This window comes from uncultured Algibacter sp., from assembly GCF_947495675.1.
Taxonomy (GTDB): Bacteria; Bacteroidota; Bacteroidia; order Flavobacteriales; family Flavobacteriaceae; genus Algibacter_B.
This window is the reverse complement of record NZ_CANLZX010000010.1, coordinates 49043-63866: the sequence shown is the minus strand read 5'-3', so window position 1 is coordinate 63866 and position 14824 is coordinate 49043. Positions and strand designations below refer to the sequence as shown.

Genomic DNA, 14824 nt, shown 5'->3' with positions numbered 1-14824 from the left:
TTTTAAAATCCTGCCAGTAACATATATTTAGTTAAAAACTGGCAGGAATGGATAGTTTAGTTATTATTATTTGCTATTAATCAGTCACTACATTATCCGTTGTTTCATTATTCTCTTCTACCCAAATATCACCTTCAGGAGCTTTAGGGTTTGCAGGAGTTGTACCTTGAAAACTTAAAACATAACTAGCTACTTGAGCCATTTCAGATGGTTTTAGTTGCGCTTTCCAAGCAATCATACCTTTACCAGAACGTCCACCTTCAGATACTGTTTTAAATACATTTTTTATACCACCACCTAATATCCAATGCTCGTCTGTTAAGTTTGGTCCAATACCACCACCACCATCTGCCATATGACATGCAACACAGTTGGTTTGAAAAATGGTTTTACCAGCAGTTAAATCTCCAGCATCAGTTAAAAGTGTAACAGTATTAATGTCTACTAAGTCTTTTGCTGTTTTCTTGTATTCTTCTATTGCAATTCTTGCATCTGCTAATTCGGTTTCTAATTCGTCAGCTTGACTATAACCATCAAAAACATGAAATCTTAATAAATAAACAGCTGCAAAAACAATAGAGATGTAGAAAGAATAGACCCACCATGGTGGTAAATTATTGTCTAATTCTTTTATACCATCATAATTATGGTCAAGAATAATTTCACCTTCTTGTTCAATAGGTTTTTGACCTAACAGTTTTTGATATGTATCTTGTAACCAAGTAAGTTTAAATGCATTTTCTTTTTCAGCTAAAAAGCGAGCTTTAGCTTCTTCATCTAATTTATGAAGCATTACATTTTCTAAAGCGCCAACTATAGCTTCAATAGCTATAAGTATTAATAATACTAAAAGAAGAAAAAGTAAAACAGCAGGGTATTCTATAAAAGCTGGTTGTTCACCAGAGTCAATAAAATACTCAACGGCTCCGAAAATTATAAAAAATACTACTGGTACCCGAATCCAGGATGGAAATTTTCTCATGATATATCGTCGTTTTGGTTGTCTAATGGTAAGTTGCTTACAGTATTTATATAGTCTTTTTTAGCAGTAATAACCCACCAAAATAATAGTACAAAAAAAGTAAAGAAGATAATTAGAGAAATTATTGGATAAATTTCAATTCCTGTAATACTCTCCATATGGTTTTTTACAAATTTCAACATGGTTTTAAATATTTTAGTTGGTTAATTTTGAGCTGTTTCTACTTTAATATCAGTTCCTAATCTTTGTAAATAAGCAATAAGTGCAACTATTTCTCTGTTTTTCATTTCTATAAAGTCTTCACCATTATCAGAAGCATATTTTTTATCTGCTTCATAGGTTTTAGTGAAATCAGGATCTGCATGCAGGTTTTGTTCAATTTGAGCACCTTGTTCAAGCATGCTTTGTTGAGCATTTGCAATTTCTTCATCTGTATATGGAACTCCTAATGTTACCATAGCTTCCATTTTTTTCTCTGTCATCGATTTATCTAATTTACTACTACTACCAGTAATTAGCCATGGATAACGAGGCATAATAGAGCCTGATGATGTACTTTGTGGGTCGTACATGTGATTAAAGTGCCAGTTGTCAGAGTATTTACCTCCAATTCTATGTAAATCTGGACCAGTTCGTTTACTACCCCAAAGGAATGGGTGATCGTAAACATATTCACCGGCTTTAGAGTATTCACCATAGCGTTCTACTTCACTTCTAAACGGACGAATCATTTGTGAGTGGCAGCCCACACAACCTTCGCGAATATAAATATCACGTCCTTCTAATTCTAAAGGCGAATATGGTTTAACACTTGCTATGGTTGGTATATTTGATTTTACTACAATAGTTGGTACAATTTGAACAAGACCACCAATTAAAATAGCTATTGTAGCTAAAATAGTAAGTTGTATTGGTCTACGTTCAATCCAAGTATGCCATCCTTCGTTAGCAGTACGTTTTTTAGTTACACGTTCTAAGGCAGGAGCTTCAGCTAATTCATCTTCAACTACACTACCTTTTTTAATGGTTACAATAATATTGTAAACTAAAATTAGCATACCAGTTATATATAAAGTACCACCAATAGCACGCATCCAGTACATTGGGATTATTTCTGTAACAGTTTCTAAAAAGTTACCATATGTTAAAGTTCCATCTGGATTAAATTGTTTCCACATACTTGCTTGAGTAAAACCAGCAACATACATTGGTAAAGCATACATTATGATACCTAAAGTACCTATCCAGAAGTGTAGGTTAGCTAACCCAACAGAGTATAATTTGGTTTTAAATAAACGTGGTACTAAATAATAAATCATACCAAAAGTTAAAAAACCATTCCAAGCTAAAGCGCCTACGTGTACGTGTGCAATAATCCAATCGGTAAAGTGTGCAATAGCATTCACATTTTTAAGCGAAAGCATTGGTCCTTCAAAAGTTGCCATACCATAACCAGTAATGGCTACCACCATAAATTTTAAAACAGGATCTGTACGTACTTTATCCCAAGCACCACGAAGTGTTAATAAGCCGTTTATCATACCTCCCCAAGATGGCATTAATAACATTATAGAAAATGTAACACCTAAGTTTTGCGCCCATTCTGGTAAAGCTGTATATAATAAGTGATGCGGTCCAGCCCAGATATAAATAAAGATTAACGACCAAAAGTGTACAATAGATAATCTATAAGAGTAAACAGGACGATTCGCAGCTTTAGGTACAAAATAGTACATTAATCCTAAAAATGGTGTTGTTAAAAAGAAAGCCACAGCATTATGTCCATACCACCATTGTACTAAGGCATCCTGTACACCGGCATAAACCGAGTAACTTTTAAAAGCACTTACAGGAAGCTCTAAGCTATTAAAAATATGTAGTACTGCAACAGTAACAAACGTAGCGATATAAAACCAAATAGCAACATATAAATGGCGTTGTCTTCTTTTAAGCATGGTTCCTATTAAGTTCCATCCAAAAATGACCCAAATTAGCGCTATGGCAATATCAAACGGCCATTCTAATTCGGCATATTCTTTAGAACTTGTAAAGCCTAGAGGTAAAGTAATTGCGGCACCAACAATAATAAGTTGCCAACCCCAAAAGTTAATTTTACTTAAGGTATCATTAAACATTCTAGCTTTTAATAATCGTTGTGTGGAGTAGTAAACACCAGCAAAAATGGCATTTCCTACAAAGGCAAAAATTACAGCATTGGTATGCAATGGCCTTAGTCTACCAAAGCTTAACCACGAAATACCGTCTGTTAAGTTTGGAAATAAAAACATAAACGCTAGTAATAAGCCTACTAGCATACCCACAACACCCCAAAGCATTGTGGCGTAAATGAAGTTTTTAACTATTTTATTATCGTAATGAAATTGTTGCATTTCCATAGTTTATAAATTATTCTTCTTTGGTTAGTATCGTTTTTTCAGGTTTGTTTTTAATTAACTCATCTTCAAATAACATGCGTACCGATGGTGTATAACTATCGTCATATTGTCCGCTTTTTACAGAGACAATAAAGGCTATAAAAAAACCAATTGCCACTATAATACTTATAGCTAATAAAATATATATAACACTCATACCTACTTGAAGTTATGGTTCAAAAATACTTTTATGCTTATTGTTAAAAGATGACATTTGTCATGTTATTTATTTTTTTGGCGTTTCCACAAGGGTCGGGCTTTTCAATACAAGTCCTCGCTCGTGCCTCGCTGTGGGCTTTTCTTTACAATCCCTAACGCATTTGTCAGCCAAATTTTATCTTTAATATTAATGTAATTTCTTTCCTAAAATGTTTGTGCAAACAGTTGTGAAAATTACAATGCTAATAGAACTTAAAGGCATTAAAATAGCTGCTACAACAGGTGCTAGTTGTCCAGTAACTGCAAAATAAAGCCCAATACTGTTATATATAAATGATAGGAAAAAACTCCATTTTATTATTTTAATTGCCGATTTAGAAGCCTTAATGAAATTATATAATTTATTAAATTTAGTAGCATCTAAAATAGCATCACATGCTGGTGAAAATACATTTACATTTTCTGAAATAACAATTCCAACATTACTTTGTGCTAATGCTCCGGCATCATTCAAACCATCACCAATCATTAATACTTTGGCTCCAGAATTTTGATGATGTTTTATGTATTCCAATTTGTCTTCAGGTTTCTGGTTAAAAAACAGTTTTGTTTTAGCAGGTAGTAATTTAGTTAAATTTTCCTGTTCTCCAGAATTATCGCCAGAAAGAATTACCAAATCATAATCTTTCTTAAGTTTATTAAATAATTTTGAAAGCCCCTTTCTGTATTTATTGTAAAACGTAAATTTTCCTTTGTATAGGTTATTAGTACTTACATGAACAGCTGTGTTTAGTGTGGCTGTTTCAGAAGAGTAACCAACAAAAGGAGCAGAGCCAATTTTTATAGAATCTTTGTTGTGTTTTGCTTCTATACCTTCTCCAATATGCTCTTCATATGCGTCTAAAGTTACAATGTCGTTTTCAGTTAATAGTGCGTATAAAGATCTACTTAAAGGGTGGTTTGAGTTTCTTAAGGTGCTTTTCAATAAAGATTCTTCATTACCCGAAAGTTCAAAACCATCATACTCAATAGAAGTTTCTTTGTTCGCTGTAATGGTTCCTGTTTTATCGAAAATAATAGTATCGATTGCGGCTAATTGTTCAATTACAGAAGCATTTTTAGCATAAAATTTTAGCTTGCCAAAAATGCGCAATAAATTTCCAAATGTAAATGGAGCAGCTAAGGCAATTGCACAAGGGCATGCTATAATTAATACTGCTGTAAATACATTTAATGCTTTTGTAGAATCAATAAATAACCAATAAGCTGTGGCAATAATGGCAATGCTTAAAATGGTAATAGTAAATTTTTTACTAATGGCATTAGTTAGCGTAGTAAAGCTATCTTCTTTATTTTTATTAAAAATATCATTACTCCAAAGTTGAGTTAAATAACTCTGTTCAACAGTTTTTAAAACATCAACTTCAATACTTCCATTAAGCTGTTTTCCGCCTGCAAAAAGTTTATCACCAGATTGTTTAGAAACAGCTTCAGATTCACCAGTAACAAAACTGTAATCAACCCTAGCGCTCCCCTTTATTAAAATACTATCTACAGGAATTAGTTCTTCATTTCTAATTAGTAATCTGTCACCTTTCTCTATGTCATAAACTTGAATAGACTCTTCATGTCCATCTGTATGTATTTTGGTAATTCCAATTGGGAAATAAGATTTATAATCACGTTCAAAAGATAAAAAATTATAGGTTTTTTGCTGAAAAAATTTACCAAGTAATAAAAAGAAAACAAGTCCTGATAGACTGTCGAAAAAACCAGAGCCAGAATCTAAAACAATTTCGGTTGTACTTCTTAAAAAAAGCACCGTTACCCCTAAAGCTATAGGTACATCAATATTTAAAATTTTAGCTTTTAACCCTTTGTAGGCAGATATAAAATAATCTTGCGCACAATAAAATACCACAGGAATTGAAAACACAAACATTAACCACCTAAATAAATGCTTGTATTGTTCTAACCAAAATTCTGTAGATTGGAAATACTCTGGAAACGATAAAAACATAATGTTACCAAAAGCAAAACCAGAAACACCTAGTTTGTATATTAATGATCTATCTACATTTTTTTTTCCAACACTATAATCGTCTAAACTTATAAAAGGTTCGTAACCTATACTACTTAAAAGTTTTACTAAGGCTTTTAAAGAAAAGTTTTCGGTATAATAGTTAATCCTTACAGTTTTCTTTCCAAAGTTTACAATAGAAGAACTGATTGATGGGTGTAATTTGTTTAAATTTTCAAGAATCCAAATACAAGAACTACAGTGAATGTGAGGGATGTATAAAGTTACAATTTGTGTTTTTTCATCATTAAATTCTAATAAACTTTCTACAATTTTAACATTGTCTAAAAAGTTGTATTTACCCTCTATCTCTTTTGGAGTAGCACCTGGAGCGCTTTGTAGATCATAGTAACAGGTTAAATCGTTAGTAGAGAAAATCTCGTACACGGTTTTGCAGCCATTGCAACAAAACGACTTATCATCAAAAGTGATTTCGGAAGATGATGAATCTAACCCACAATGGAAACATGTTTTATGTTCCATAAATATTTGCTCATTTATACCTGTTTGCAAAATTTAAATAACAAATGTATAATAAATATGATATTTGTCATGATTTCGTTATTTTTACAAAACTTTTAAATATAGGTTATGAGTAAGTGCGAACAATGTATTATCAAACAATTTAATTCTTTAAAGTCTTTAACTAAGAATGAACTAGTTCGTATATCTTCTTGTAAAACGTCAAGATTTATTAAAAAAGGCGAAGTAATTTTTGATGAAGGTGAAGCTGTAAATGGCGTATATTGTATTAAAGATGGTATATGTAAGCTCTCTAAATTAAGTGAAAACGGTAAAGACCAAATTGTTAAAATGGTTGTTAAAGGACAATTATTAGGGCAACGTTCTTTAATAAGTGGTGAGAGTTCAAATTTACAAGCAGTAGCACTTAACGATATGGAAGTTTGTTTTATTCCTAAAAGTGAAATTATTGCCGATCTTCAAAAAAACCCAAAATTCTCATTTGATGTGTTACAAGACATGGCTAATGATTTAAAAGAAGCCGATGACATTATAGTAAACATGGCTCAAAAATCTGTTAAACAGCGATTAGCAGAAACTTTAATTTATATATACGAAAGTTTTGGTGTAAATCCAGATGGCACATTAAGTGTGCTGTTGTCTCGAGAAGATTATGCAAATATTGTTGGTACAGCAACAGAATCAGCAATTCGTGTACTTTCTCAATTTAAAAAAGAAGGTTTGATTTCTACAGTTGGAAAATTTATTAAGATTGAAAACATTAATGGATTAAAGCGCGTAGAATAATCTATTTTAATAATTCTTGTTAAAGTAAATATAAATCCAATTATAGGTTTAGAGTTTCTATAAAAATATAGTATTTTTATAGTGCTATGAAAAAAAATAAAACACCCAGAAAAGGTTTTGTATTTAATAATTACAAACCCCCTTTTCAATCTCCTTTTGATAAGTTATTCGATATATTTAAAGAGCTAATTACGCACACATCAGGTGATTTTGATGAAGCGATTGATTGGTTAAGAGAATTGGATAAGGAATACAAACTTACAACTCCAGAATACTCTATTGACGATTTTATTGAAGACTTAAAACAAAAAGGCTATTTGCGTGAAGAAATTGATCCAAATGGTGATGGAACGTTAGCTATTACAGCCAAAACCGAACGTGCTATTAGGCAGCAAGCTTTAGATCATATTTTTGGAAAAATTAAACGCAGCGGACAAGGTAATCATAAAAGTAAAAGCCCTGGAATAGGCGATGAGCATACCGGAGATTTTAGAAACTATCAATTTGGTGATGCTCTAGATAAAGTGTCCATGACCGAAAGTTTAAAAAACGCCCAAATTAATCATGGTATTGGAGATTTTACCCTATCTGAAGACGATTTAGTTGTTGAAGAAACACTTCATAAATCACAAATGAGTACCGTTTTGATGATTGATATTAGCCATAGTATGATTTTATATGGCGAAGATAGAATTACACCAGCAAAACGTGTGGCCATGGCATTAGCAGAATTAATTACCACACGTTACCCAAAAGATACTTTAGATATTTTAGTGTTTGGTAATGATGCATGGCAAATTGAAATCAAGGATTTGCCCTATTTAAAAGTTGGGCCTTATCACACAAATACGGTTGCTGGTTTGCAATTAGCAATGGATTTATTGCGCAGGAAACGAAATACCAATAAACAAATTTTTATGATTACAGATGGGAAACCAAGTTGTTTACGTTTACCAGATGGCCAATATTATAAAAACAGCAATGGTTTAGATTCTCATATTGTAAATAAGTGCTACATGATGGCACAACAAGCCAGAAAATTACATATTCCTATTACAACCTTTATGATAGCTCAAGATAGCTATTTAATGCAATTTGTAAGAGAGTTTACCTATGCCAACCAAGGGAAAGCCTTTTATACAGGACTTAAAGGTTTAGGAGAAATGATTTTTGAAGATTACGAAACAAACAGAAAAAAAAGAATAAAAGGATAATTAATTAGCTGTTAGCTATTGGATATTAGCCTTTAACCTTTTTGCAAGAGGTTTGCTAATAGCTAAAAGCAAATGGCCAAAAGCTATAAAATGAAAATAGAAAATATAACAACACTAGGTAAATTAAAAGCATCAGGATATCAATCAAAATCTATAAAAGATGAATTGAGAGATAATCTAATTAAGAAAATAAAAAATGGAGACACAGCGTTTAAAGGTGTTCATGGTTATGAAAACACAGTAATACCTGAGTTAGAGCGCGCTATTTTGTCTAGGCATAATATTAATTTATTAGGATTGCGTGGGCAAGCTAAAACGCGTTTAGCAAGGTTAATGCTTAATTTATTGGATGAATATATACCGTATGTTGAAGGTTCAGAAATTAACGACGACCCTTTTAAACCTATTTCCCGATTTGCCATAGAACTCATAAACGCAAAAGGCGATAATACTCCAATTTCTTGGCTGCATAGAAATGATCGTTTTGCTGAAAAACTAGCAACACCAGATGTTACTGTAGCAGATATTATTGGCGATGTTGATCCTATAAAAGCAGCCAATTTAAAATTAAGTTATGCTGATGATAGAGTGATACATTACGGAATGATTCCTAGAGCAAATCGATGCATATTTGTAATTAACGAATTACCAGATTTACAAGCAAGAATACAAGTAGCATTATTTAATATACTTCAAGAAGGTGATATTCAAATTAGAGGTTTCAAGTTGAGGTTGCCTTTAGATATACAGTTTTTATTTACCGCAAATCCAGAAGATTACACTAATAGAGGCAGTATTGTTACCCCTTTAAAAGATAGAATTGGCTCTCAAATATTAACACATTATCCAACAGATATTGAAACGGCCAGAAAAATAACAGAGCAAGAAGCAAAATTGGTTGAAGACCAAAATGCCTCAGTAATAGTGCCAGATTTAGCAAGAGATTTGTTAGAACAAATAGTTTTTGAAGCCCGAGAAAGTGATTTTATTGATGCTAAAAGTGGAGTAAGTGCTCGTTTAAGTATTACAGCTCTAGAAAATCTATTAAGTACAGCAGAACGGCGCGCATTAATTAATGGCGATGGGCAAACAACTTTAAGGTTGTCAGATTTTGTTGGAATTATACCAGCAATTACCGGTAAAGTAGAGTTAGTGTATGAAGGCGAACAGGAAGGTGCAGCTGTTGTAGCTTATAATTTAATAGGAGAAGCTGTAAAAACCCTTTTTGTAGAGTTTTTTCCAAAGATTGGGAAGCTCCAAAAGCAAGACGAAGAAAGCCCATATGATGATATAGTATCATGGTTTTTTAACCAAAAAGAGGGTTTTGAATTATTAGATGATTTAAGAGATAAAGAATATAAAAGCTTACTAAATGCTATTACACCTCTTGATGACTTGTTAGCAGAGTATCAGCCTAATTTATTAACTCTAGATAGTTATTTTGTGAAAGAATTTGTGCTTTGGGCTTTAGTAGAATATAAACAATTAAGTAAACATAGGTTTACTGAAGGTATTCAATTTAAAGATCCGTATGGTAGTTTTATAAGTGGTTTGTAGTATATAAAATAAAAAGTAAAATTTTAAAAATCCGTAAGAAAATATATATTTTCTTACGGATTTTTTTGTTTTTAATGATTATCAAATACGCAAAATGCAAAGTGCTATTTTTCAGATTTCTTATTCTTAGGCTTACTAATTATCACAATTAGAATATTTAGTGAAATTAGCTTGTTTTTCTTGTTTTTGACTCAAAAAACTGCTAATTTCTTCCAAAATGGAGTTAAAAACACTAAAAATTAAAAATATTTAGATTTTATATATGGACAAAATTCAAGATCAAAATCAGCCTAAAATAAGCTTTCTTTCATTCGATATTGATAATACATTAATTGACTTTCATACACATAAAAGTAATTTTCGAAAAATTTGGAAAAAATACAAACCAAAAGATGTTTTTCTATCTTATAATACTGGGCGATTAATTGATGATGTTCTTAATTTAATTAATAAAGGTGTTTTGCCTGAGCCAGATTACATTATTTCTGGTGTTGGTACTCATATATATAACTTTAAGGATAAAAGTGTTGTAAAAGAGTTTAATAATATTCTTGACGAAGGTTGGGATTTAAAGGCTGTAGAGGATTTAATTAAAAACATTGATCACCCAATTAGTTATCAGCCTACTAAATTTCAACATGCCTATAAAAGAAGTTATTTTTTTCACAATGCTACTGCAGAACTAATTTCTAGTGTAGAACAAGATTTTGAAAAAGCCAACATGAATATTAATGTAGTGTATTCTGGCGACAAATTTTTAGACATTCTTCCAAAATTTGCTAATAAAGGAAATGCTTTACAATGGTTAACGAAACAACTTAATATTAAAACAGAAGCAGTTTTGGTAGCTGGAGATAGTGGAAACGATTCTGCCATGTTTGATATGCCAAATGTAAAAGGAGTCGTAGTTGCCAATGCACATGATGAATTATATCAATACACAAAACACAGACAGGTTTATCATACCGAAAAAGAAAAAAGTGATGGAATAATAGAAGGATTGGTATACTATGGTATTTTACCAAATGTAGCAATTGATGACACTAATATCGACCATAAAGACGATTTCTTTATAAAACAAGAATCAGAAAGTTTAGCCGCCGAGGATGCCGATGAGAAAGTAGCTTTAATTCGCGAAGGTTATGAAAAAGCTGTTTTAGCCTTAAAAAAGAATATTACACCTTTAGGTTTTTCCGCCTGTTCTATAAAAGATAATGTGGCTCATGGTACAGACGAGAATTATTATAGCGTTTGGGCAAGAGATGGTGCCATAACGGTAATTGGAGCCTTACCTTTAATCCATAAACACGAAGACATTCACAAATGTGCAAGACAAACACTTTTAACTTTGTTTGAGCATATTTCACGTAACGGTCAAATACCTTCAAATGTGCGTATTAAAGATAATATCCCAGATTATTCTGGGGTTGGCGGTATCTGCTCTATTGATAGTGGTATTTGGGTGGTTATTGCTTTTTACGAATATGTAAACGAAACTAAAGATATTGAATTTTTAAGAACACATATATCCGATATAAAGGAAACGATGCGTTGGTTAGGAGCGCACGATAGTAATAATGATGCTTTACTAGAAATTCCTGAAGCAGGCGACTGGACCGATTTATTTGGTAGAAGTTATAATATTCTTTACGATGAAATTTTATGGTACCGTGCTAATGTTTGTTTTGGTCGTATGATGGAAATGTTAGGCGATCATGAAGAAGCAGGTGAGCATATAAGATGGTCGCAGGTTATTAAAAAGGAAATATTACAAAACTTCTGGCCGTCTACAAAGCAACAATTATTTCAATCGGTTTCTTTTGCCGAAAAGCAATTTACATTAGGAGATACCTCATATTTAATCGCGCAAACAACACCTTTCGATTTTAGTTGGCGCTGCGATACTTTAGGAAATATTTTAGCCTTTTTACATGGTACTATCGATGCCGAAAAAGCACATCAAACCTTTAAATTTATGTGGGGTGTTGGGGTTAACGATCCTTTTCCTGTAGCCAATGTATATCCTGTTGTAAGCCCCGGCGATCCCGATTGGAGACCATATTACACCGTTAATTTATTAAACCTACCAAACCATTACCATAATGGTGGTATTTGGCCTTTTGTGGGTGGTTTTTGGGTAAAGTTTGTAAACAAGTTAGGGTTTAGAGATATCGCAATAGCCGAATTACATAAACTCGCTTTAATAAATAAAGAAGGTATAAATGTAGAGTGGGAGTTTACAGAGTGGGCACATGGAACCACCGGGAAACCCATGGGGAAAGCTTACCAAGCGTGGTCTGCAGCGCAATACATTTCTGCTTGTCATGATTTAAAAATAATATAATAATTAATATAACAACTAAAACAAAACACTATGAAATCGATATTGATGATCTCTTTACACGGGTATGTTGGAGCACATGCAGAATTAGGAAAACCAGATACAGGCGGACAAGTAGTATATGTTTTAGAACTTGCTGAGCGTTTTAGTAGACTAGGAAAAAGAGTCGATTTAATGACTCGACAATTTGAAGATCAGCCAGAATACGACCATGTAGACGAAAATTATAGCGTATGGCGAATTCCTTTTGGTGGTAAAAAGTTTATTCGGAAAGAAGATATGCACGACCACCTTAAAAAGTTTGTCACCAATGCCTTAGCAGCCATTAAAAAGGAACGTAAAAAGTACGATGTTGTGTATTCGCATTACTGGGATGCAGGTTGGGCAGGCCAAAAAATAGCCGAAGAGTTGGGTATTTCCCATGTGCATACGCCACACTCATTGGGTTGGTGGAAACAACATAGTATGGGTAGTGATATGGAAGAAAAGGAAATGGAGAAAACGTACCGTTTTAAAGAGCGTATTAGAAAGGAATACTTTGTGTATCAAATGTGTAATTATGTTATTGCTACAACGCTTCCTCAAGTCGATTTATTAACTAAACAATACGATGTTCTGCCAAAAAATTGTGGCATGATTCCTCCTGGAATTGATGAGAATCGCTTTTTTCCAGTACCATCTAAAGAAAACGATAGAATACGAGCCAAGTACGATATTCAACCTACAGATATTTTGGCATTAGGTAGAATGGCACATAATAAAGGTTACGATTTGCTGTTTCATGCACTACCAACGGTGTTCGAGTTGTGTCCCGAGGCGCGTTTAGTAGCAGCTATTGGTGGCGATCAATCCGATCAAGATAATCAAGGTATTGAAAAACTCAAAAAGTTAGCAGAAGAGTTAGGTATTGCCGATAAAATATCATGGAAAAACTACATTGCCGACGAAGATTTAGCAAACGTATATAGATCGGCTAATATTTTTGTTATGCCTTCTAGATACGAGCCTTTTGGAATGGTTGCTATTGAAGCTATGGCCTGTGGAACCCCAAGTATAATAACTGTTCATGGTGGTTTATGCGATTTAATAGATTTTGGAAACCAAGGACTATTTGCAGACCCGCATCGCCCTAAAGAATTTGGTGCAATGATGGCTATGCCGCTTTTATATCCTAAATTAAGAAATGAATTATCGGTTGAAGGTGCTCGTTTTGCACGTCGTAATTTTGGTTGGACTGGTATTGCTAAACGTATGTTGGAGGTATTTAGAAGCTCCATTAATCAGCGAACTATGGAATCTAATATTTATTAACACCACCAACACATGTCTAAAATAGTTTGTTTTGGAGAAATTCTTTGGGATGTATTTCCAACTCACAAGAAAATAGGAGGTGCACCATTAAATGTAGCACTCAGGGCAAAATCATTTAATAATGACGTTACTATGATTAGTGCTATTGGTAATGATAATCTTGGTAAAGCTTTATTAAGCTATTTAAAAGAACATGAAATTAACACAGAATGCATTCAAGTTTTAGAGCAGTATAAAACAGGTGAAGTTAAGGTGTTTTTAGATAAAAAAGGTTCGGCATCTTACACCATTGACTACCCTTGCGCTTGGGATAAAATAGAACTTAATAATGCTTTGGTAGAAACAGTAAAAGCTTCCGATGCTATGGTATTTGGAAGTTTAATAACACGCGATGATACCTCAAAACAGACCTTATTTGAGCTTCTAGAATATGCTAACTATAAAATTTTCGATCTTAATTTAAGACCACCTCACTATACCAAAGAGACTTTGGTTTTTTTAATGGAAAAGGCGAATTTTATTAAGCTTAACGATGATGAGTTATATGAAGTGAGTGCGTTTTTAGGTTCAAAATCTAATTCCTTAGAGCAAAACGTACATTACATTGCAAAAACAACAAATACTAAACGGATTTGTGTTACTAAAGGCGCGCATGGTGCTGTTTTGTTGTATGATGGTTTACTTTATTATAATAGTGGTTATCGCATAAAAGTGGTGGATACCGTAGGAGCTGGAGATTCTTTTTTGGGTACATTAGTTAGCCAATTACTTAATAAAATTAATCCTCAAGAAGCCATAGATTATGCTTGTGCAGTTGGGGCTTTGGTAGCACAGAGTGAAGGGGCTAATCCTAAAATTTCAAAACCTATGATTGATGCATTTTTAAATTTGTAAAATATTATCGTGTATCTCGACTTTTAATATTATTAGCGCATAACTCGATTATTTGAGTGATGCGCTTTTTTTTAGTCTCTTCGCGTTTGGCTTGATTTAACCAATACAAATAACTTTTTCTGTAAGACGGGGCAAAGTTTTTAAAGTTCTTATAAGCACTAGGATTTTCATTAAATGCATCTTTTAAAATCTGCGGAATAATGCCTTTTTCAACAGCATCTAAAGCCGTCCAACTCCCATTTTGCTTTCCAATTTTTATAATTTCACGGCCAGCTTCATGCATTAAACCATGAGCGGTAAGCTCTTTTATGTATGTTTTATTTAATGCGCTCCAAACGCTTTTAGGATTCCGTTTACAAAAGTATTGCCTGCGCTTTCCATTACCCAAACTTTTAACGGTAGAATCTATCCAACCAAAACACAAAGCCACTCTTACGGCTTCTTCCCAGCGCATTGAAGGTTTATTGTTTTCAACTTTATAAAATATGAGGTAAACACCATTGGAGCAATCATGGTTTTTATGAAGCCATGTGCGCCATTCGGTATCAGTTTTAAAATAGAGTTCTGGTGTTTCCAAAAGGA

General features: G+C 33.0%; 12 protein-coding genes. 6 read left to right on the top strand and 6 right to left on the bottom strand.

Annotation, left to right across the window (positions count from 1 at the left end; translation table 11 throughout):
- Window positions 1-76: 76 nt before the first annotated feature.
- From Q0842_RS08530 to Q0842_RS08510, 5 genes are all read right to left on the bottom strand, one after another.
- Window positions 77-982, bottom strand: a complete 906-nt coding sequence (locus Q0842_RS08530; protein ID WP_298496860.1) for a cbb3-type cytochrome c oxidase N-terminal domain-containing protein — start codon at window positions 980-982, stop codon at window positions 77-79.
- Complete coding sequence (locus tag Q0842_RS08525) at window positions 979-1164, bottom strand: CcoQ/FixQ family Cbb3-type cytochrome c oxidase assembly chaperone (RefSeq protein ID WP_298496857.1); 186 nt, start codon at window positions 1162-1164, stop codon at window positions 979-981. Before Q0842_RS08525 ends, Q0842_RS08530 begins: the two co-directional genes overlap by 4 nt.
- A 21-nt stretch (window positions 1165-1185) precedes the next feature.
- Window positions 1186-3378, bottom strand: a complete 2193-nt coding sequence (ccoN, locus tag Q0842_RS08520; protein WP_298496854.1) for a cytochrome-c oxidase, cbb3-type subunit I — start codon at window positions 3376-3378, stop codon at window positions 1186-1188.
- A 10-nt stretch (window positions 3379-3388) separates the two neighbouring features.
- On the bottom strand, window positions 3389-3574 hold the full coding sequence (ccoS, locus tag Q0842_RS08515) for a cbb3-type cytochrome oxidase assembly protein CcoS (protein WP_298496851.1): 186 nt from the start codon (window positions 3572-3574) through the stop codon (window positions 3389-3391).
- Between the two features lie 189 nt (window positions 3575-3763).
- Entirely contained in the window at window positions 3764-6139 is a 2376-nt protein-coding gene (locus Q0842_RS08510; RefSeq protein WP_298496848.1) for a heavy metal translocating P-type ATPase metal-binding domain-containing protein, read from the bottom strand.
- A 108-nt stretch (window positions 6140-6247) separates the two neighbouring features.
- Here Q0842_RS08510 and Q0842_RS08505 point away from each other — a divergent pair, with 108 nt between their 5' ends.
- The 6 genes from Q0842_RS08505 (at window position 6248) to Q0842_RS08480 (ending at window position 14242) form a co-directional block, all read left to right on the top strand.
- Complete coding sequence (locus Q0842_RS08505; RefSeq protein ID WP_298496845.1) at window positions 6248-6925, top strand: Crp/Fnr family transcriptional regulator; 678 nt, start codon at window positions 6248-6250, stop codon at window positions 6923-6925.
- A gap of 86 nt (window positions 6926-7011) precedes the next feature.
- On the top strand, window positions 7012-8139 hold the full coding sequence (locus Q0842_RS08500; RefSeq protein WP_298496841.1) for a VWA domain-containing protein: 1128 nt from the start codon (window positions 7012-7014) through the stop codon (window positions 8137-8139).
- A 90-nt stretch (window positions 8140-8229) separates the two neighbouring features.
- Window positions 8230-9696: a magnesium chelatase gene (locus Q0842_RS08495; RefSeq protein WP_298496838.1), complete on the top strand. Its 1467-nt coding sequence runs from the start codon at window positions 8230-8232 to the stop codon at window positions 9694-9696.
- 262 nt (window positions 9697-9958) lie between these two features.
- Window positions 9959-12040, top strand: a complete 2082-nt coding sequence (locus Q0842_RS08490; RefSeq protein ID WP_298496835.1) for an HAD-IIB family hydrolase — start codon at window positions 9959-9961, stop codon at window positions 12038-12040.
- A gap of 30 nt (window positions 12041-12070) precedes the next feature.
- Entirely contained in the window at window positions 12071-13348 is a 1278-nt protein-coding gene (locus Q0842_RS08485) for a glycosyltransferase (protein WP_092851944.1), read from the top strand.
- A gap of 12 nt (window positions 13349-13360) precedes the next feature.
- The gene (locus Q0842_RS08480; RefSeq protein ID WP_298496826.1) at window positions 13361-14242 is read left to right on the top strand and encodes a carbohydrate kinase; all 882 of its coding nucleotides are present in this window, start codon (window positions 13361-13363) and stop codon (window positions 14240-14242) included.
- A gap of 4 nt (window positions 14243-14246) precedes the next feature.
- Here the strand turns inward: Q0842_RS08480 and Q0842_RS08475 are convergent, their stop codons facing one another.
- Window positions 14247-14819, bottom strand: a complete 573-nt coding sequence (locus Q0842_RS08475; protein WP_298496823.1) for a YdeI family protein — start codon at window positions 14817-14819, stop codon at window positions 14247-14249.
- Window positions 14820-14824: the final 5 nt, after the last annotated feature.

Coding starts and splice junctions, on each gene's coding strand:
- Q0842_RS08530 (WP_298496860.1), bottom strand. CDS start 982: ATGAGAAAATTTCCATCCTGGATTCGGGTACCAGTAGTATTTTTTATA.
- Q0842_RS08525 (WP_298496857.1), bottom strand. CDS start 1,164: ATGTTGAAATTTGTAAAAAACCATATGGAGAGTATTACAGGAATTGAA.
- ccoN (WP_298496854.1), bottom strand. CDS start 3,378: ATGGAAATGCAACAATTTCATTACGATAATAAAATAGTTAAAAACTTC.
- ccoS (WP_298496851.1), bottom strand. CDS start 3,574: ATGAGTGTTATATATATTTTATTAGCTATAAGTATTATAGTGGCAATT.
- Q0842_RS08510 (WP_298496848.1), bottom strand. CDS start 6,139: ATGGAACATAAAACATGTTTCCATTGTGGGTTAGATTCATCATCTTCC.
- Q0842_RS08505 (WP_298496845.1), top strand. CDS start 6,248: ATGAGTAAGTGCGAACAATGTATTATCAAACAATTTAATTCTTTAAAG.
- Q0842_RS08500 (WP_298496841.1), top strand. CDS start 7,012: ATGAAAAAAAATAAAACACCCAGAAAAGGTTTTGTATTTAATAATTAC.
- Q0842_RS08495 (WP_298496838.1), top strand. CDS start 8,230: ATGAAAATAGAAAATATAACAACACTAGGTAAATTAAAAGCATCAGGA.
- Q0842_RS08490 (WP_298496835.1), top strand. CDS start 9,959: ATGGACAAAATTCAAGATCAAAATCAGCCTAAAATAAGCTTTCTTTCA.
- Q0842_RS08485 (WP_092851944.1), top strand. CDS start 12,071: ATGAAATCGATATTGATGATCTCTTTACACGGGTATGTTGGAGCACAT.
- Q0842_RS08480 (WP_298496826.1), top strand. CDS start 13,361: ATGTCTAAAATAGTTTGTTTTGGAGAAATTCTTTGGGATGTATTTCCA.